Source organism: Klebsiella sp. HMSC16A12 (assembly GCF_001808265.1).
Taxonomy (GTDB): domain Bacteria; phylum Pseudomonadota; class Gammaproteobacteria; order Enterobacterales; family Enterobacteriaceae; genus Klebsiella; species Klebsiella pneumoniae.
On sequence record NZ_KV792521.1, the window covers coordinates 1 to 18,203 of the forward strand.

At 60.1% G+C, this 18,203-nt stretch carries 16 protein-coding genes; 4 read left to right on the forward strand and 12 right to left on the reverse strand.

What is annotated here, in order from left to right:
* Positions 1–191: 191 nt before the first annotated feature.
* The gene (gene glpQ, locus HMPREF3140_RS00475; RefSeq protein ID WP_032411993.1) at positions 192–1,262 is read right to left on the reverse strand and encodes a glycerophosphodiester phosphodiesterase; all 1,071 of its coding nucleotides are present in this window, start codon (positions 1,260–1,262) and stop codon (positions 192–194) included.
* A 9-nt stretch (positions 1,263–1,271) separates the two neighbouring features.
* The gene (gene glpT, locus HMPREF3140_RS00480) at positions 1,272–2,618 is read right to left on the reverse strand and encodes a glycerol-3-phosphate transporter (RefSeq protein ID WP_002913019.1); all 1,347 of its coding nucleotides are present in this window, start codon (positions 2,616–2,618) and stop codon (positions 1,272–1,274) included.
* 271 nt (positions 2,619–2,889) lie between these two features.
* On the opposite strand from glpT, the gene glpA reads away from it, so the two are divergent.
* The 3 genes from glpA to glpC are packed head-to-tail and all read left to right on the forward strand — an operon-like array spanning position 2,890 to position 6,936.
* Positions 2,890–4,512 (forward strand): anaerobic glycerol-3-phosphate dehydrogenase subunit A, encoded by a 1,623-nt coding sequence (gene glpA, locus HMPREF3140_RS00485; RefSeq protein WP_004214634.1) that lies wholly within the window; start codon positions 2,890–2,892, stop codon positions 4,510–4,512.
* On the forward strand, positions 4,502–5,761 hold the full coding sequence (gene glpB, locus HMPREF3140_RS00490) for a glycerol-3-phosphate dehydrogenase subunit GlpB (protein ID WP_004899550.1): 1,260 nt from the start codon (positions 4,502–4,504) through the stop codon (positions 5,759–5,761). Before glpA ends, glpB begins: the two co-directional genes overlap by 11 nt.
* Positions 5,758–6,936 carry an anaerobic glycerol-3-phosphate dehydrogenase subunit GlpC gene (gene glpC / locus HMPREF3140_RS00495; protein WP_002913041.1) on the forward strand — a complete coding sequence of 393 codons (1,179 nt, stop codon included), beginning with the start codon at positions 5,758–5,760 and terminating at the stop codon, positions 6,934–6,936. The genes glpB and glpC overlap by 4 nt, the downstream gene beginning before the upstream one ends.
* 21 nt (positions 6,937–6,957) lie before the next feature.
* Here the strand turns inward: glpC and yfaU are convergent, their stop codons facing one another.
* The 7 genes from yfaU to HMPREF3140_RS00540 form a co-directional block, all read right to left on the reverse strand.
* Positions 6,958–7,761 (reverse strand): 2-keto-3-deoxy-L-rhamnonate aldolase, encoded by an 804-nt coding sequence (yfaU, locus tag HMPREF3140_RS00500; protein WP_002913043.1) that lies wholly within the window; start codon positions 7,759–7,761, stop codon positions 6,958–6,960.
* A 14-nt stretch (positions 7,762–7,775) separates the two neighbouring features.
* Positions 7,776–9,065 (reverse strand): MFS transporter, encoded by a 1,290-nt coding sequence (locus tag HMPREF3140_RS00505; RefSeq protein WP_070552795.1) that lies wholly within the window; start codon positions 9,063–9,065, stop codon positions 7,776–7,778.
* 42 nt (positions 9,066–9,107) lie between these two features.
* Positions 9,108–10,313 carry an L-rhamnonate dehydratase gene (gene rhmD, locus HMPREF3140_RS00510; RefSeq protein ID WP_021313288.1) on the reverse strand — a complete coding sequence of 402 codons (1,206 nt, stop codon included), beginning with the start codon at positions 10,311–10,313 and terminating at the stop codon, positions 9,108–9,110.
* Between the two features lie 10 nt (positions 10,314–10,323).
* The gene (locus HMPREF3140_RS00515) at positions 10,324–11,109 is read right to left on the reverse strand and encodes an IclR family transcriptional regulator (protein WP_002913046.1); all 786 of its coding nucleotides are present in this window, start codon (positions 11,107–11,109) and stop codon (positions 10,324–10,326) included.
* 204 nt (positions 11,110–11,313) lie between these two features.
* Positions 11,314–12,510: a nicotinamide mononucleotide deamidase-related protein YfaY gene (locus tag HMPREF3140_RS00520; RefSeq protein WP_032411996.1), complete on the reverse strand. Its 1,197-nt coding sequence runs from the start codon at positions 12,508–12,510 to the stop codon at positions 11,314–11,316.
* Positions 12,511–12,612: 102 nt separating this feature from the next.
* Positions 12,613–13,155 carry a YfaZ family outer membrane protein gene (locus tag HMPREF3140_RS00525; RefSeq protein WP_002913070.1) on the reverse strand — a complete coding sequence of 181 codons (543 nt, stop codon included), beginning with the start codon at positions 13,153–13,155 and terminating at the stop codon, positions 12,613–12,615.
* A 273-nt stretch (positions 13,156–13,428) separates the two neighbouring features.
* Positions 13,429–14,382 (reverse strand): Rpn family recombination-promoting nuclease/putative transposase, encoded by a 954-nt coding sequence (locus HMPREF3140_RS00540; RefSeq protein WP_023285389.1) that lies wholly within the window; start codon positions 14,380–14,382, stop codon positions 13,429–13,431.
* 137 nt (positions 14,383–14,519) lie between these two features.
* Here HMPREF3140_RS00540 and nudI point away from each other — a divergent pair, with 137 nt between their 5' ends.
* Positions 14,520–14,945 (forward strand): nucleoside triphosphatase NudI, encoded by a 426-nt coding sequence (nudI, locus tag HMPREF3140_RS00545; protein WP_032411998.1) that lies wholly within the window; start codon positions 14,520–14,522, stop codon positions 14,943–14,945.
* Positions 14,946–15,000: 55 nt separating this feature from the next.
* Here nudI and menE read toward each other — a convergent pair whose 3' ends face one another.
* The 3 genes from menE to menB are packed head-to-tail and all read right to left on the reverse strand — an operon-like array spanning position 15,001 to position 18,196.
* Positions 15,001–16,377, reverse strand: a complete 1,377-nt coding sequence (gene menE, locus HMPREF3140_RS00550; protein ID WP_002913076.1) for an o-succinylbenzoate--CoA ligase — start codon at positions 16,375–16,377, stop codon at positions 15,001–15,003.
* Complete coding sequence (gene menC / locus HMPREF3140_RS00555; RefSeq protein WP_015958755.1) at positions 16,374–17,339, reverse strand: o-succinylbenzoate synthase; 966 nt, start codon at positions 17,337–17,339, stop codon at positions 16,374–16,376. The genes menE and menC overlap by 4 nt, the downstream gene beginning before the upstream one ends.
* Positions 17,339–18,196 (reverse strand): 1,4-dihydroxy-2-naphthoyl-CoA synthase, encoded by an 858-nt coding sequence (gene menB, locus HMPREF3140_RS00560; RefSeq protein ID WP_002913098.1) that lies wholly within the window; start codon positions 18,194–18,196, stop codon positions 17,339–17,341. Before menB ends, menC begins: the two co-directional genes overlap by 1 nt.
* Between the last annotated feature and the right edge of the window lie 7 nt (positions 18,197–18,203).

Genomic DNA, 18,203 nt, shown 5'->3' on the forward strand with positions numbered 1-18,203 from the left:
GCGACTGGCCTCCCCCTGTGCGCTCCCTGCGCTATGAAAGGCATAACGCAGAAGAAATATCGGGAGCGCAATCTTCCAGGAAATAACATAGAACAAACGTTATTCCCGGGTCGAAATCGTTGCACGCCGAGAACAGTGTCAACAAAACCGCAGTTCGTACGCCTGGTAAGGCGTAGCCGCCACCCGGCTTTTTAGCGTTTCGCGTCCAGGAACTGCACCGCTTTATCCGGGAAATCGGTAAATAAGCCGTCGACGCCCGCCTGGTTATACAGCACGTCATAGAGCTGATTAACGTTAGTCGCGTACTCCGGCAACTGATCCGCGCGCACGGTGTACGGATGCACCTGCAGATGGCTGGCATGCGCCTCTTTCACCATCGCCGTCAGCTTCACCGCCCCCGGCTTCGAGCCTTCCGCTACCAGCATATGGTAATCCGGGCCGATACCGTCCGCGTACTGCGCAATCTGCGCCATCGCCCCTGGCTTGAACATCCAGTCATAGCTGTAGTTCACCCACTTACCATCGGCCTGTTTCTGCTGGGTTTCATTCCAGTCGGTATAGGCGATGAGCTGCACCAGATTGAGATCCATCCCCATCTTCGGCTCCAGCTCATTTTTAATGCGTTTGAGCTCGTTGGCGTCAAAGCACTGCAGATAAACCTTATCCTGCTTGCTGGTATAGCCATATTCCTTCAGCACCTTCAATGTGCTGGCGGCAATATCTTTGCCTTCCTGGTGGTGGAACCACGGCGCTTTGATTTCCGGGTAGATACCGATGTTTTTGCCGGTGGAATGGTTCAGCCCCTGGACAAACTCAATCTCCTCTTCAAAGGTATGAATACGGAAATCGGATTTGCCCATCGGGAATCGACCGGGATAGGTTTGCACGTTCTTACCATTTTTCGGCTCAAAACCTTCGGTAAACTTCAGCGATTTAATCTCGGCCAGGGTAAAGTCGATGGCGTAGAAACGGCCATCTTTACGCGCCCGCTGCGGGAAACGCTGCGCAACGTCAGTCACCCGATCGAGATAGTGGTCGTGTAACACCACCAGCCGGTCGTCTTTGGTCATCACCAGGTCTTGCTCAAGGTAATCCGCCCCCTGAGCGTAAGCCATCGCTTTCGCCGGCAGGGTATGTTCCGGCAGATACCCGCTGGCGCCGCGGTGGGCGATGACCATTTTATCAGCCGCTGTCGCACTGAAGCACAGCGCCGAACTGGACAGAATGATTCCGCTCATCAGCGCGGTAAGTTTCATTTTCATCGCCGCTCCTTAGGCTTGTTTCAGCTGTTGGTGATGGCGACGTTCACCGAGCATCACGATAACCAGCAGGATAACCGCCAGCACGCTGCCGCCGATCATCACCATAAAGCCGCCGTCCCAGCCGAAGAAATCGACGGTGTAGCCGACGATAGCGCTCGCGGCCACGGAACCGCCAAGATAGCCGAACAGGCCGGTGAAGCCCGCGGCGGTCCCGGCGGCTTTTTTCGGCGCCAGCTCGAGGGCATGCAGACCAATCAGCATCACCGGGCCGTAGATCAGGAAGCCAATGATGATCATACAGGCCATATCGACGCCCGGATTACCCGGCGGGTTCAGCCAGTAAACGACAGTGGCGATGGTCACCAGGGTCATAAAGAACACGCCGGTGGCGCCGCGGTTGCCTTTAAACACTTTGTCCGACATCCAACCGCACAGCAGCGTGCCCGGGATCCCCGCGTACTCGTACAGGAAATAAGCCCAGGAGGATTTATCCAGCGCGAAGTGTTTAACTTCTTTCAGGTAGGTCGGCGACCAGTCGAGAATGCCGTAGCGCAGCAGATAAACGAAGACGTTAGCGATAGCGATGTACCACAGCAGCTTGTTCGGCAGAATGTACTGCATAAAGATCTGCTTCGCCGTCAGCTCTTCTTCGTGCTTTTCGCTGTAATCGTCCGGGTAGTCGTTTTTATATTCTTCAATCGGCGGCAGACCGCAGGACTGCGGGGTGTCGCGCATCATTGCGAAGGCGAAAATCGCCAGCAGAATGGCGCCGAATGCCGGCATATACAGCGCCGCGTGCCAGTCGTTAAACCACGCCATCCCTAACAGGAACAGCAGCGGCGGAATGCCGCCGCCGACGTTATGCGCGCAGTTCCACACCGAGACAATCCCGCCGCGCTCTTTCTGCGACCACCAGTGCACCATGGTCCGGCCGCACGGCGGCCAGCCCATCCCCTGGAACCAGCCGCAGAGGAACAGCAGCACGAACATTATCATGATGCTGGACGTCGCCCACGGCACGAAGCCCATCACCAGCATCACCAGCGCGGCGAGGATCAAGCCAGCCGGCAGGAAAATGCGCGGATTCGAGCGGTCAGAGACCGATCCCATGATGAATTTCGAAAATCCATAGGCGATGGAGATACCGGAAAGGGCGAAGCCGAGGTCGCCACGAGAGAACCCCTGCTCGATAAGATAAGGCATCGCCAGGGCAAAGTTCTTACGAACCAAATAGTAGGCGGCATAACCAAAAAAGATGCCAATAAAAATCTGCCAGCGTAATCGGCGATATAGCGGGTCAATCTCCGCTGCTGGCAAACGCGCTTTATGCGCGGCGGGTTTAAAAATACTTAACATATCAGCCTCCGTGGCCCTTGCTGTTTTCTACTGACGTCACGACAAAATCCCAGATTAATCACCAACTTCAAATATGGTCGCGATGGTAGGCAATACGTAGAGTTGATACTGTGAAACATCGCACAATTTGTTACAGAAATATGACAAAACGTTCCAATGTGAGCACGAAATCACATAACACGCTCAAATAACGCGCGAATATGCTCGAAATCAAACAATAACCTTACTAATTGTGGCTAAATGGCGTTAAACGAAAGCAGAGGAGCTGAAGATGACGGGACGTCTTGATAGCGAGGTCATTATCATCGGCGGCGGAGCAACCGGCGCCGGTATCGCCCGCGACTGCGCCCGGCGCGGATTACGAACGCTGCTCATTGAGCGCCATGATATCGCCACCGGGGCGACCGGCCGGAATCATGGACTGCTGCACAGCGGCGCCCGCTACGCGGTGACCGACAACGAATCCGCCCGCGAATGCATCAGTGAGAACCGCATCCTGCGCCGCATCGCCCGCCACTGTATTGAACCGACCAATGGGCTGTTTATCACCCTGCCTGAAGATGACCTGGCATGGCAGCAAACCTTTATCGACGCCTGTCAGCAGGCTGGCATAGAGGCCACGCCGCTCTCGCCGCAGGAAGCGCTGCGCCGGGAGCCCGCCGTCAACCCGACGCTGCTGGGCGCGGTGCAGGTCCCGGACGGTACCATCGACCCGTTTCGCCTCACCGCAGCCAATATGCTCGACGCCCGCGAACACGGCGCGCAGATCCTTACCGGCTGCGAAGTAACAGGCCTGCTGCGCCGGGGCGATCGCGTCTGCGGCGTCCAGGTATACGACCGCCAACTTCACCAGGCCCGCACTCTGTACGCCGGGATGGTGGTTAACGCCGCCGGGATCTGGGGACAGCGTATTGCGGAATATGCCGACCTGCGCATCACCATGTTCCCGGCGAAGGGATCGCTGCTGATCCTCGATCATCGGATTAACAACCTGGTGATCAACCGCTGCCGTAAGCCGGCCGACGCCGATATTCTGGTGCCCGGCGATACCATCTCGCTGATCGGCACTACCTCAATGCATATTCCTTATGACGAAATTGACGACAACCGGGTAACAGCGGCGGAGGTCGATACCCTGCTGCGCGAAGGGGAAAAGCTGGCGCCGGTCATGGGCCGCACCCGGATCCTCCGCGCCTACTCCGGCGTCCGCCCGCTGGTGGCCAGCGATAACGATCCCAGCGGGCGCGGCGTCAGCCGCGGCATCGTCCTGCTCGACCATGCCCAGCGTGACGGTATGGAAGGCTTCATTACTATCACCGGCGGCAAGCTGATGACCTATCGCCTGATGGCCGAGTGGGCCACCGACGCCGTCTGTCGTAAGCTGGGAAACACCACCCCCTGTACCACGGCCGAAGCCCCGCTGCCCGGTTCACAGGAGCCAACGGAAAGTACCCTGCAAAAGATTATCTCCCTCCCCACCCCGCTGCGCGGCTCGGCCGTCTACCGTCACGGCGATCGCACCCCGTCCTGGCTTGGCGACAGCCGCCAGCACCGTAGCCTGGTCTGCGAATGTGAAGCCGTCACTGCCGGTGAAGTGAAATACGCGGTGGAAAACCTGGCGGTCAACACCCTGCTCGACCTGCGCCGCCGCACCCGGATTGGCATGGGGACCTGTCAGGGGGAACTCTGCGCCTGCCGCGCTGCCGGACTGCTGCAGCGCTTTAACGTCACCACGCCCGCGCAGTCGTTAACCCAGCTCTCGGAATTTCTCAATGAACGCTGGAAGGGCGTGCAACCCATCGCCTGGGGCGATGCGCTGCGCGAAAGCGAATTCACCCGCTGGGTCTACCTCGGCCTGTGCGGATTGCCACAGGAGCACCGGGATGAAGTTTGATTGCGCGATTATCGGCGGCGGGCTCGCCGGCCTGCTGTGCGGGCTGGCCCTGAATCAGCACGGCCTGCGCAGCGTCATCATCAGCCGCGGGCAGAGCGCGCTGCATTTTTCCTCCGCGTCGTTAGACCTGCTCTCGGCGCTGCCCAACGGCGATCACGTCACTGACGTCGCACAAGGTCTGCAGCAGCTCGCTGAACAGCTTCCTGAACACCCTTATTCCCGGCTCGGCGCCGAGGCGGTACTCAAATACGCGACACAGACCGAAGCCCTGCTGGCCGCCTGCGGCGCGGTGATGCAGGGCGATGCGCGCCGGCCGCACCGGCGGGTAACGCCGCTGGGGACGTTGCGCCCGGCATGGCTGTCGCCCCTTGAGGTGCCTGTCGCGCCCCTGCCGTCGCAGGGCGCCTGTCTGGTGGGGATCAGCGGCTTTGCTGATTTTCAGCCGCATCTCGCCGCCGCCGCGCTCGGTCAACACGGAGTTACCGCCGCGGCGGTGGAAATCGAGTTACCGCTGCTGGATGTGCTGCGTGACAACCCGACCGAGTTTCGCGCCGCCAATATCGCCCGCGTCCTGGATGATGAGAATATGTGGCCGGCCCTGCATGCAGCGCTGCTACCGCTGGCGCAGCAGTATGACCTGCTGATCATGCCCGCCTGTTTTGGCCTCGCCGACGATCGCCTGTACCACTGGCTGCAGGCGCGTCTACCCTGCCCGCTGCGCCTGCTGCCGACGCTGCCGCCTTCGGTTCCCGGGATGCGTTTGCATTCTCAGCTGCAACGCCAGTTCATTCGCGAGGGCGGCGCCTGGCTCGCAGGCGATGAGGTGGTGAAAATCAGCCATCGACAGAACGCCGTCGAGGCGGTCTGGACGCGCAATCACGGCGATATTGCGCTGCGTCCGCGCTTTACCGTGCTGGCCAGCGGCAGCTTTTTCAGCAACGGTCTTGTCGCCACTCGCGATAGCGTGCGCGAGCCGATCCTCGGCCTCGACCTTCACCAGACTCTGCCACGGGAAAGCTGGTACCAGCGCGATTTCTTCGCCTCACAACCGTGGCAGCGCTTCGGCGTGAAAACCGATGCCCTGCTGCGCCCCCTGCTGGGCGGGCAGCCGTTCCATAATCTGTTCGCCATCGGCTCATTGCTCGGCGGGTTCGATGCCATTCAGCTCGGCTGTGGCGGCGGCGTCTGCGCCGTTACCGCGCTGCACGCCGCCAGACAGATCCACGCCCTTGCCGGAGGCCGGCCATGAACGATACCCGTTTTGAAAGCTGCATTAAGTGCACGGTCTGTACCACCACCTGCCCGGTAAGTCGGGTCAATCCGCGCTATCCCGGCCCGAAACAAGCGGGGCCGGACGGCGAACGCCTGCGTCTGAAGGATGGCGCGCTGTACGACGAGGCGCTGAAGTACTGCATTAACTGCAAGCGCTGCGAGGTCGCCTGCCCGTCGGATGTGAAAATTGGCGATATCATTCAACGCGCCCGGGCACAGTACGGCCAGCAAAAGCCGACCCTGCGCGACGCCATCCTCAGCCATACCGACCTGATGGGTACCCTTTCCACCCCCTTTGCCCCCCTGGTCAACGCCGCCACCGGCTTAAAACCGGTGCGCCGTCTGCTCGACGCGACGCTCAACATCGATCACCGGCGTACGCTGCCGAAATATGGTTTCGGCACCTTCCGCCGCGCTTACCGCCAGCTCGCCGCCCGTCAGAAGCAGTACAGCGAACAGGTGGCTTTCTTTCATGGCTGCTACGTCAACTATAACCATCCACAGTTGGGTAAAGATCTGATTCGCGTCGTCAACGCGCTGGGTACCGGGGTGCAGTTGTTATCAAAAGAAAAATGCTGCGGCGTACCGCTGATCGCCAACGGTTTTTTCGACAAGGCGCGTAAGCAGGCGCAGAGCAACGTCGCCGCGATGCGGGAAAACACGCTACCGATCATTGCCACCTCCTCGACCTGCGCCTTTACGCTACGTGATGAATACCCCCATCTCCTCGATGTCGATAACAGCGATCTTCGCGATCGGGTCGAGCTTGCCACCCGCTGGATCTGGAAACAGCTGGCTGCCGGCAGGACGCTACCGCTGCGCCCGCTGCCGCTGAAGGTGGTCTATCACACCCCGTGTCATATGGAAAAGATGGGCTGGTCGCTGTATACCCTCGAGCTGCTGCGGCTGATCCCCGGCCTGCAGCTGGAGGTGCTGGATTCCCAGTGCTGCGGCATCGCAGGCACCTACGGGTTTAAAACTGAGAATTACGCGGTATCCCAGGCTATCGGCGCCCCGCTGTTCCGTCAGATTGAGGAGAGCGGGGCCGACCTCGTCGTCACCGACTGCGAGACCTGCAAATGGCAGATTGAGATGTCCACCAGCAAACGCTGCGAGCATCCGCTGACGGTGCTGGCGCAGGCGCTCGTCTGAGCCCAGCGCCAGCCTGTGCCGTCAATAGCTCGTTTTCTCTTGCGGCTGGGCGCTGGCAGATTTAAACATCGCCAGCCGGCGGTCCAGCGCCTGGGTATACAGCATGGTATCCACCCCGACGGCGACAAAGTTGGCCCCCCAGGCAAGACATTTTTCCGCCATCGCCGGGTCGACCGCCAGAAATCCGGCCGCTTTCCCCGCCGCGCGAATGCGCCGGATGCTCTGCTCGATCACCCGCTGCACGTCAGGGTGACCGGCATCGTCCGGGTAGCCCAGCGAGGCGGAGAGATCCGCCGGACCGATAAACACCCCGTCAATGCCGTCCACCTCGAGAATAGCGTCCAGGTTCTCCAGCGCGGTTCGGCTCTCGACCTGAATCAGCAGACAAAGTTCGTCATTCGCCTCCGCCATATAATTCTCCACCCTTCCCCAGCGCGCCGCTCTCGCCACGCCGGCGCCAACGCCGCGGCTCCCGATGGGGGGATAACGGGTCGCTGAGACCACCTCCCGAGCCTGCTCGGCGGTATCGACCATCGGTACCAGCAAGGTTCTGGCGCCAATATCCAGCACCTGTTTTATCAGGCTGCGGTTGCCCTCGACCGGGCGAATGACCGGCTGGCTGGCATAGGGGGCAATCGCCTGCAGCTGATGATAAAGGTCCTGAATGGTGTTCGGGGCATGCTCGCCGTCGATCAGCAGCCAGTCGTATCCCGACGTCGCAGCGATCTCCGCCATGTAGGATGAGGTGGAGCTCAGCCACAGGCCGATTTGCGTCTCACCGCGTAATAATCCCCGTTTGAAGGGGTTAGATAACAGTGCGTTCATAGCGATTCCTTTATTCAATGCTGTACGCTGCCGCGCTGGGGTACCGCGCGGGTAAGGCTCAATGAAAAGATAATGACCACCCCGACAATGGCGACGCCGGCCAGGGTTAACAGTCCGGCGGCGCTGCTGGCGAACAACGTTTCGGCCTGCACGCGCACGATCGGCGCCAGAAAACCACCGATGGCGCCAAACAGGTTAACAAAGCCAATCCCTGCGGCCAGCGCCGTGCCGGACAGCAGCTGCGTCGGCATCGTCCAGAAGACCGGCTGCACGGCTATCACCCCGACCGCCGCCACGCACAGCGCGATGATAGCCAGCACCGGCGCCACCAGTCCGGACACCGCAATCCCGACCGCCGCCGCCAGCAGCGTCAGGGCGGCAATATTGCGCCGCTCGCCGGTGCGATCGGAGTAGCGAGGGATAAGCCAGGTGCCAAACAGCGCCGCCACCCACGGGATGGCCGTCACCACCGAGGCAACGAAGCCGACTTTGGTGCCCAGCAGCGCAGCAACCTGGGTGGGCAGGAAGAAAATCAGACCATAGACCGCCACCTGAATGGTCAGATAAATCAGCGCCAGCTGCCAGACCCGTCCGTTACGCAGCGCATCGGACAGGCGCGAGGCAATCTTTTTCTCCTCCTCGCGCGCCAGCTCGCTTATCAGCGCCTGTTTCTCCGCTGCGCTCAGGAAGCGGGCATGCTGCGGCGAATCGTCCAGCCAGAAGAAGGTGAACGCTCCCGCGGCGACGGCGAGCAGGCCTTCAATGACAAACATCCAGAACCAGCCGGGATGGCCCATAAATCCATGCATCTCCAGCAGCGCACCGGATAAAGGCGATCCCAGCGTCAGGGCCAGCGGCGCGCCCATATAAAACAGCCCCATAATGCTGGCGCGGTTTTGCTGGGGAAACCACTGTGAAGTGAGGTAGATCATTCCGGGAAAGAAGCCCGCCTCCGCCGCGCCCAGCAGGGTACGTACCAGCAGGAATTTCGCTTCCGTATCCGCCCACGCCATCGCCGCCGACAGCACGCCCCACAGCAGCGTGGTGCAGCCGATCCATCGCCTGGCGCCAAATTTGCGCATCAGCAGATTGGCCGGCACCCCGAGGAAGGCATAGACCACAAAGAAGATACCGGCCCCCAGCGCGTAGGCCTCATTGCTGAGTCCGGTATCCAGCTGGTAGGTCTCTTTGGCGAAACCGATATTAGAACGGTCAAGAAACGCCAGCACGTACAGCGCCAGCATAAAGGGGATTAAGCGGGCGCGTTTTTTCTTCACCACGCTCTCCAGCAGAGTGTTGCTCATCATAATATCCTCAGGCGCGGGCCGCCGGGCGGCCTGACGCAATCAGTGTTGATAAGGACGCTTCAGGTTGCAGTCGCGATTGAGCTCGACGCCAAAGCCGGGTTTATCCAGGACCGATTTATGAATGCGCCCTCTCTCCGGCACCGGCTCGCCGAGCAGGATCGGGTCGAACTGCGGGCGCAGCGTGGCGCAGTCCGGACTGGTCATCAGAAACTCGCTGAACGGCGTGTTGGTGAAGGTGATCACCGCATGGTGTGAGTAAACCGACGAGCCGTGGGGCACTACCAGCTGCCCGCGCGCTTTGGCGATGGCCGCGATCTCCACCAGGGTGGTTAAGCCGCCGCACCAGCCGACGTCGGGCTGCATAATATCGATGCCGGTTTCCGACAGGGTGCGGAAGGACTGCAGCGTGCCGTGGTGCTCGCCGCTGGTCACCATCATCCCGGCCGGCGCCTGGCGCTTCAGCTCGCGATAGCCTTCATACTGCTGAGGCGGCAGGCACTCTTCGATCCACTTGAGGTTATAAGGGGCGCAGGCATGGGCAAGTTTGGTGGCATAGTTAACGTCCTGGCTCATCCAGCAGTCCAGCATTAACCAGAAATCCGGGCCGCATTTTTCGCGCATATCCGCCACCATGGCGACGTCTTTGCGGATCCCGGCGTCGCCATCGTGCGGCCCCCAGTGGGTAGGCATTTTGCCGCCGATAAAGCCCATCTCCTGCGCCAGGTCCGGACGTGCGCCGGTGGCATAGAACTGGATTTCGTCGCGCACCGCCCCACCCAACAGTTTGTAGACCGGCAGGCCAACCACTTTCCCGAACAGGTCCCACAGCGCCAGGTCGACACAGGAGATGGTATTCATCACCAGGCCGCCGGATCCCGCGTAGTAAAGGGTGGCGTTAAGCATCTGGTCATGGATCAGTTTGATATCGCTGACGCATTTGCCTTCGATAAAGCGGTTGAGATGTTTTTCGACGATAAAGCAGCCCATCTCCCCGGCCGTCGACACCGCAAAGCCGGTCTGTCCGTTGTCGGCTTCCACTTCCACAATCAGCGTCCCCAGCACGTTGATGCCAAACGACTGCCGGGACTGCTCATACTGTTTATATTTGCTCATCGGGGTGGCGATATGATCGTCAATCCAGTGGTTATCCCCCTGGTCATGGTAATCGCCGCCGCCGGCGCCCTGCTCTGCTGTGGCGCCGCCGATGAACCAGGCGCGGACGTGTTTAATTTTCGGTAGGGTCATGATGTTCTCCTTATGATGAGGCGAGTTGTTCGAAGGGGCTTTTCCACCCCAGCAGACGTGAAATATCTTTCGCGCAGGCAATCGCCTTACCAGCCAGGTAATCGCGATTGTCTTCATTGATTTGCAGACGGGTACCCACCACCGAGATGGCGGCGGTCAGGTCGTTATTGGCGTTAAATACCGGGGCAGCCACGCAGCGCACATCCGGATAGTCCTCGCCATTATCAAAGCTCCAGCCCCGGGCGCGGATCCGCCCCAGCTCCTCCCGCAGCTGTTGAGCATCGGTGATGGTCGTTGGCGTGGCCCGCTCCCACTGTAGGTCTTCGATAATCGACGCCTGAACGCTGGCGGGCTGCCAGGCCAGCAAACATTTGCCGATCCCGGAGCGGTAAAGCGACAGGCTCTTACCCTCATGCGAGCGCACGCTGATGGTGGCGGGAGACTCAATTTTCAGAATGTAGTAGGCGTTACCCTGATCGATAATGCCCAGATGACAAAGCAGGCCGCACTCATCCATCAGCCGGGTGAGGCGCGGCCGCGCCAGCTCGCGCAGGTCCATTTTGCTCAGCGCCTGCCCGGCCAGCTCCACCAGCTTGGTCCACAGGCAGTAGTTATCCTGATTATCCATACTGATGAAGCGCTGCTTTTTCAGCTCGCCCAGCAGCAGATACACCGTGCTTTTCGGGATCCCCAGCTCCGCTATTATCGTCGCCGCGCTGCAGGGGCCGATGCGGCCAATTAAATTGAGGATCTCAATCGCGCGGGTCAGCGCCGGGACTTTCGTTGATTCCAACATACTGGACTCCAATCCTGAATACTGGAATCAGTGTTGCGATTGTCCGGGCGGTAAAGTGTGAGCGACATCGCGGGGCAATCGTTTTCCCGTATACTGGACCGTTCGCAGCAGAAAATTGCGACTTAACGCACAGAATTTTTTCAGAGGAGTACAACAGGTTGGACGACCGACGCCCCGAGGATACGGTGCGCCGGGGGGAATGATTTACAGCGAGAGGGAATCCACCACGTTAATCCAGCCATGTTCGCTGGCCAGTGGTTGACCATTCAGCCAGCGACGCAGCATGTTTAACGCCATCATAGCGCAGACTTCCTGGCGTACCGCCAGGCTGTGGCGGGTGGCGCTAAACTTCACCCGCAGCGCGAAGGTGCCGTCCGGGGTGGCCAGGGCCACGTTAAGATGATCGTTTTCCTGACCGCTCACCGCCAGGGCCAGGCCGGCAAAATGGTTTATGCGCCGCTCGGCCGCCCAGCGGGCCGCCTGCGCCAGCGTCTCCTCCTGCGCCGGAACGACTTCGCTGGCCAGCAGCGGCGCGCCGGCACGGGACAGCTGGAGCGCCAGCAGGCCGCTGGTAAACTGCTCGCTGAGCGTCAGGCTCAGCTGCCGCTCCTGCAGACAGCGGGCGATCTGCGCCGGTAACCCTTCCGTGCCTTCGAAAATCAGGCTGTCGCCAGCCACCTTACGCACCTCCGGCCACAGGGCCAGCATGGCGTCACGCTGGTTGGCCGGTCCGGTTAGCTTGAGTTCAATGATCGGCATCGACGAACGGTAACCCATCACCACGCCCGGAGGCAGCGTCAGCGGATTAAGACTTTGCGCCAGCTCGCTCTCCGAGCGGCCAAAGGTGGTCATACGCAGGCATACCGGCGGGTCCGGCAGCGTAAAGCGCTGGCGCAGGCGCGGTAAAATTTCCTGCTCGACCATCACCTTAAATTCAGAGGGGACCCCGGGAGTGAAAAACATCAGGCAGCGGTTGAGCTGGATGGCAAAGCCACAGGCCGTACCGACCGGGTTGTTGATCATCTCGGCGCTGGCCGGGATTTCCGCCTGCTTACGGTTGCTTTCCGCCATCGGCCTGCCGCGCTCGGCAAAAAAGCGGGTCATGGTTTCCAGCCACTCCGGATGCAAAATAAGCCCCTCGCCTTTCGCAGTGGCGGCGGCCAGCGCGCTCAGGTCGTCGCTGGTTGGGCCGAGGCCGCCGTTGACGATCAGCACATCCGCCTGTTCGCTGCGTTCGCGCAGAATCGCCACCAGCGCATCGAGATCGTCGCCAACGGTATTGCGGCGCGTTAACGGTAAACCCTGATTAAAAAAGAAATCCGCCAGCCATGCCGCATTGGTATCAACGATTTGACCATGCAACACTTCATCGCCGGTGGACAGCATTTCCACATTCAACATTGCTCACTCCTTGCCTGCCAGGTGAGAAATACTATAACGCAAAGCGGGATGCTGACGAGGAGGAAAATCTGGCGCAGCAAGAAGATGCCGCGCCGGAAGAGATTAGAAGCTGGCGCTGGCGCCGATGTATGGGCCGTCGGCGATGGTGTTATCGCGGTTGCCATCTTTGCCCGCCAGGTTCAGGTAACGGTAGCCGGCCTGGATGCTAAGCGGACGCATAATGGTCCAGCTGGCGCCGACGTTGGCTTCCTGGTAGCTATCAATGCCGCTGGAGAGCGAATCCGGAGAGTAGTAATAATCGCCGTACAGGCGGAAGCTGTCGCCGATTTTCCACTGCAGGCCGCCGCCGACCGCGGCCGCATAACCTTCATCGCCCTGTTTCGGATTGGTGTAAATACCTTTACCACCCACGGTCGCGAGGAACGGCCCCAGCGGAATATTGAGTCCCAGGCCTAAACCCGCGGCGTCGCCGTCGTTATCGCTGTGCAGCCAGTTACCCGAAACGGCCAGGCCGGTGGACTCGGTGCCGAAGCCGACGCCAAGGTTGGTGTAATGCTCGCCGGCTTCACCGGTAACGCTAATCGCATGGGCCGCCGAAGAAACCATCATCACGCCCGCCAGCGCCATAAAAATGCTTTTTTTCATTATTTACTCTATCCAGAAAATTAAAATCAAAGAAGTCCCGAAAAACCTGAAAATTCTACTGCGCACCCATCAGGAATCAATGACCTGGCGAAATGAATTTTCACAAGAGTGTAACCAGTTGCGTATTTTTACGGCATCGAGCGTTGCCAGAACCACGAACAGCCTATTCAACGCCAGTAATATTCATGTTTATTATGATTAACGCTGACACATTGACGAAAACAGAGAGCTGGCGCCGCACGATCGGCGCGGCGCGGGTGGATAAGGGAATAATTAATGCTGCAGCCGGGCCAGACATTCCGGGGCGAGGCCGGTCAGTTTCGCCACCAGCGACAGGTCGAGTCCGTTAGCAAGCATCGCCCGGGCGATACGCTCCGCGGTCTGCTGCTCACCTTGCTCGATACCTTGTTCGATACCTTGCTGTAGACCTTGTTCAAGACCTTGCTTTAATCCTTGCTGATGGCCGCGTTGTTCCAGAAACTGGGCAATATTCATTAGCGTCTCCTTATGCGGCCGCCGGGGGACGTTTTGCGCAAGATGGCGCAAAAAAGCAACCGGATCGGCGGCGTTTCCTGCCTGTAATAAATAGTGCAACAGCGTCTTAAGCTGCCTGCGGCTAGTGTATCCCAGCGCCAGGAGCCTGACCAGCTGCTCATGCAGGTCCATCAAATCCCGCTGGCGAATATGCTTCTGCAGCAGCTCCAGCATCGCCACGCGCCGGTGGCGCATGATTTCATCGTCCGGGGTGCTAGTGATATCAATTAAGGGAAAATCTTCACCATAGATCCGCCGCGCGATGTCCGGATCGGCAAAGCCTGCCAGCCAGCACATCGGGTAAGGCCAGGGAGAAACGCGACCATGATAAAACAGCAGCGGGATAACCAGCGGCAGCTGCGTATGCCCTTTATCCAGATGACGCTGCATCGCGGCTATCGCATAGCGCATCAGGCGAAATGCCATATGGCGGTCCGCCGAGCTTTGGTGCTCTAGCAACAGATAGATATAGCCCTCCCCCGCCTGCGTTTGCAGCGAGTAAAGGATATCGGAATGACTCGCCCGCAGTTCGTCGTCGATAAAGCTCCCGGACTCCAGCCGCAGCGTGTTCAGGTTACATAACGCGCGCAGCGGTGCGGGAAGGTGAATGTCCAGAAAATCCCTGGCCGTCGCCCGATGCGACAGCAGGTGTTTAAATACAGCATCGTGGGGGGAATTCGTCGCCCTTTCCATGGCGGTGCTCCATACAATCATTTTCGCTTAACGTAGCACTCAACAAGACCTGAACTGTATTTCGCTTGCAGTTTACCGAGGCGGCTCGCAAACTATTTCACCAGCATACCGCCCCATCCCTCTGCAGGAGAAAACCCATGCGCCACAGGACGATTGTTTGCCCGCTGATCGAGAATGAAGGCCATTATCTGCTTTGCAAAATGGCCGCCGACCGCGGGGTTTTTCCCGGGCAATGGGCCTTATCCGGCGGCGGCGTGGAGCCAGGGGAACGTATTGAAGAGGCGCTGCGGCGGGAAATACGCGAAGAGCTCGGCGAAAAACTCATCCTTACCCATATCGCGCCATGGTGCTTTCGCGACGATACCCGCGTCAAAACCTACCCCGACGGGCATCAGGAAACGATCTACATGATCTATCTCATCTTCGACTGCGTGAGCGCCAATCGCGATGTGACGATCAACGAGGAGTTTGACAATTACGCCTGGGTCAAAGCCGAAGATCTCAAAAACTACGATCTTAATGCCGCCACCCGCGTTACTCTCAGCCTGAAAGGGCTACTTTAGTCCAGCATATCGCGTTCAACCCACCCGGCGTTATGCCGCGGGATAATGCGGGTGGCTACGATACGGTCGCATGCGTCTGCTGCCTGACCCACTCGCACAGCGCCCGGCGCGAAATCTTAATCCCGCCGTTTTTTAACGTTTCCGGCAACCGCAGCCAACGCACCGGCTGCTGAAAACGCGCTAACCGCTCAGCGCTCCATGCCGCCAGCGCGCTCAACTCGCAGCCGTCATCGCATTCCACCACCGCTACCGGGCGCTGGCCGTATTCCGCATCATCCAGCGGCACGATAAACACCTGCTGTACCTGTGGATGGGCGAGTATCACACGCTCGACCTCTTCCGGTTGAATACCTTCTCCACCGCTAAAAAAGAGGTTATCCAGTCGCCCAACAACCGTCAGCCGACCGTTATGCAATGCTCCGCGATCGCGCGTCGCGAACCAACCTTCATTGTTGGTTAATGACAACAATTGACCATCCCGCCAGTAGCCTGCGGCCATACTCGACGCCCGCAGCCAGATCTCGCCGGCGACAATTTTCACCTCTCGCCCCGGCAGCGCTTCGCCAACATCCGCAGCGCCGTCGGCCTCTTTGGCACACACGGTGGAGGCGAATTCGGTGAGGCCATAGCCGCAGAAGCTGCGTATGCCCTGCTTTCGCGCCCGTTCAGTCAATTCGACCGGGATCGACGCGCCGCCGAGCAGCACCGCCTTGAGGGAAACCGCAGCATCATCATTCAGCAGGCGCCATAGCTGAGTCGGCACCAGCGAAGCATGGGTACAGCCGTGCAGCATCTGCGCCAGCGGCTGTTTGTCACGTACCGTGAGTCGCGCGCCGGCCAGCAGCCAGCGCCAGACGATCCCCTGACCGGAGACATGGAACAACGGCAGCGACAGCAGCCAGTCATCTCCTGCGGCAAACGGCATCAGCGCCAGCACGCCAGCCGCGCTGGCCAGATGGGCGTTGGCGCTATGTACCGCCGCTTTCGGCAGGCCGGTTGAACCGGAGGTCAACGTCATCGACACCAACCGATCGCCATGCCAACAAACGGCACAAGCGCCTTCTGCCGCCTGCAGAGTTAACGCCGGTAAATTCCCCGGCAGCGTATCACCGTTAAGCACCAGTTGATGCTGTACGGTTAACGCAGGCAGCAGTTCCTGCAGCAACACCGCTGGCAGCTGCGGATTCAGCGGCAGCACCCGCGCCCCGCACTGTAGCAGCGCCAGCCATGCCAGCAGAGTTTCCGGCTGGTTATAGGCCCGGAGCGCCACGCCCTGCCCTTCCATTACGCCCTGCGCGGCAAAACCAGACGCCAGCGCGTCAACCCGCGCGCATAGCTCCCGCCAGGTCAGCGGCTGGTTATTCAGACGTAAGGCGAGGGCCTCTCCGCGCCGCTGACGCCAGTGCCGCCAGGGCCAGTCGTTAAAGGTCACAGCAGCGGCTCCAGCGCATCAATGTTGAGCACCGGCAGCGCACTTTCGGGCCACGGCCGTACCAGCTGGGCGCCCATCAGCGACAGCGTATCCAGCCCAGGAATAGTCTGCGGCGTCAGCCAGGCGGCAATCCGGGCCAGCTGGGTTAAGCCGAGACTGGACTCGATCGACGAGCTGATCACTACGCTCAACCCCAGCGCATGCGCCGCGGCGACCTGTTGCTGCACCTTCTGCAAACTGCCGGTTAGCGTCGGTTTGATCACCACCGCGCGCACGCCCGGCTCAGCGACAAAGCGGAAATCCGCCTCGCGCAGGCTTTCATCCCAGGCGATAGCGATCCCTGTCTCGCGGCTAAAGGCCCGAGAATCCTCCCGCGTTTTGCAAGGTTCTTCAAGAAAAGCAATGCGCTGGCGGTACGCCGGATTAACGTATTTGGCGAACTGTTGCGCTTTGAGCGGCGTCCAGGCGCGGTTGGCATCGAGCCGCAGCTGCAGGTCGGGGATCGCCTCCAGCAGCAGATTCACCACCATACCGTCGCGGACCGCCTCCCAGAGGCCAACTTTGACCTTAGCGACCTTCTCGCCGGGCATCGCCGCCAGTCTGGCGAATAGCTCATCCGGATCGCCGGAGCAGAGCGGCGCCGCGCGATAATCCGCGGCCTGCGGTAGTTCGCCGCCAAGCTCCGCCTGCGCGCAGCTGATGCCAAACGCGACGGAGGGCTGCGTGGGAAGCGGCGGCTCGGCGCCGTCGCGCCAGGCCTGTGCCCACGCTAACAGCGCCATTTGCGCCTCTTCCAGCGTCTCGACACTGAATCCCGGCAGGGGAGAAATTTCGCCCCAGCCTTCGCGTTCCCCCTCCTGCAGGCGGATGAACAGCCCGTCGCGGGTTTTTAACCGCCGCTCGCGCAGCACCACGCCCGCGTCCATCGGTATCTGCCAGCGGTAAACCTGCGAAACGCGCATTATGGATTCCGTTTAAATTTGCTGAAGTCCGGCTGACGTTTCTGGTTGAAGGCGTTGCGTCCTTCCTGCCCCTCTTCCGTCATATAGAACAGCATGGTGGCGTTGCCCGCCAGCTCCTGCAGACCAGCCTGGCCGTCGCAGTCGGCGTTCAGCGCCGCTTTCAGGCAGCGCAAGGCCATCGGGCTGTTCTGCAGCATTTCACGACACCAGCGCACGGTCTCTTTTTCCAGATCCGCCAGCGGTACCACGGTATTCACCAGCCCCATGTCCAGCGCCTGCTGAGCGTCATACTGGCGGCACAGGAACCAGATTTCGCGCGCTTTTTTCTGCCCGACGATCCGCGCCATATAGGAGGCGCCCCAGCCGCCGTCGAAAGAGCCGACTTTTGGCCCGGTCTGGCCGAAGATGGCGTTTTCCGCCGCGATAGTCAGATCGCACATCATATGCAGCACGTGACCGCCGCCGATAGAGTAGCCGGCCACCATCGCGACCACCGGTTTCGGGCAGGTGCGGATCTGACGCTGGAAGTCGAGCACGTTAAGATGATGAACGCCGGAGTCGTCCTGATAGCCGCCGTAGTCGCCGCGGACTTTCTGGTCGCCGCCGGCGCAGAAGGCTTTCTCACCTTCACCGGTCAGCACGATGACGCCGATATTGTCGTCATAGCGGGCATCCGCCAGCGCCTGGATCATCTCTTTGACGGTCAGCGGGCGGAAGGCGTTGCGCACCTGCGGACGATTAATGGTGATTTTGGCAATCCCGTCAGTCGATTTGTGATAGCGAATATCGGTATAGCCTTCGGAGCAATCGTGCCATTCAACGGGGGCGTAGAGCATTGCTTCATCAAGAGAGATCATAGAATGT

Bases quoted from the DNA above. Each gene is read 5' to 3' on its own strand.
- glpQ (WP_032411993.1), bottom strand. From the start codon at position 1,262: ATGAAAATGAAACTTACCGCGCTGATGAGCGGAATCATTCTGTCCAGT.
- glpT (WP_002913019.1), bottom strand. From the start codon at position 2,618: ATGTTAAGTATTTTTAAACCCGCCGCGCATAAAGCGCGTTTGCCAGCA.
- glpA (WP_004214634.1), top strand. From the start codon at position 2,890: ATGACGGGACGTCTTGATAGCGAGGTCATTATCATCGGCGGCGGAGCA.
- glpB (WP_004899550.1), top strand. From the start codon at position 4,502: ATGAAGTTTGATTGCGCGATTATCGGCGGCGGGCTCGCCGGCCTGCTG.
- glpC (WP_002913041.1), top strand. From the start codon at position 5,758: ATGAACGATACCCGTTTTGAAAGCTGCATTAAGTGCACGGTCTGTACC.
- yfaU (WP_002913043.1), bottom strand. From the start codon at position 7,761: ATGAACGCACTGTTATCTAACCCCTTCAAACGGGGATTATTACGCGGT.
- HMPREF3140_RS00505 (WP_070552795.1), bottom strand. From the start codon at position 9,065: ATGAGCAACACTCTGCTGGAGAGCGTGGTGAAGAAAAAACGCGCCCGC.
- rhmD (WP_021313288.1), bottom strand. From the start codon at position 10,313: ATGACCCTACCGAAAATTAAACACGTCCGCGCCTGGTTCATCGGCGGC.
- HMPREF3140_RS00515 (WP_002913046.1), bottom strand. From the start codon at position 11,109: ATGTTGGAATCAACGAAAGTCCCGGCGCTGACCCGCGCGATTGAGATC.
- HMPREF3140_RS00520 (WP_032411996.1), bottom strand. From the start codon at position 12,510: ATGTTGAATGTGGAAATGCTGTCCACCGGCGATGAAGTGTTGCATGGT.
- HMPREF3140_RS00525 (WP_002913070.1), bottom strand. From the start codon at position 13,155: ATGAAAAAAAGCATTTTTATGGCGCTGGCGGGCGTGATGATGGTTTCT.
- HMPREF3140_RS00540 (WP_023285389.1), bottom strand. From the start codon at position 14,382: ATGGAAAGGGCGACGAATTCCCCCCACGATGCTGTATTTAAACACCTG.
- nudI (WP_032411998.1), top strand. From the start codon at position 14,520: ATGCGCCACAGGACGATTGTTTGCCCGCTGATCGAGAATGAAGGCCAT.
- menC (WP_015958755.1), bottom strand. From the start codon at position 17,339: ATGCGCGTTTCGCAGGTTTACCGCTGGCAGATACCGATGGACGCGGGC.
- menB (WP_002913098.1), bottom strand. From the start codon at position 18,196: ATGATCTCTCTTGATGAAGCAATGCTCTACGCCCCCGTTGAATGGCAC.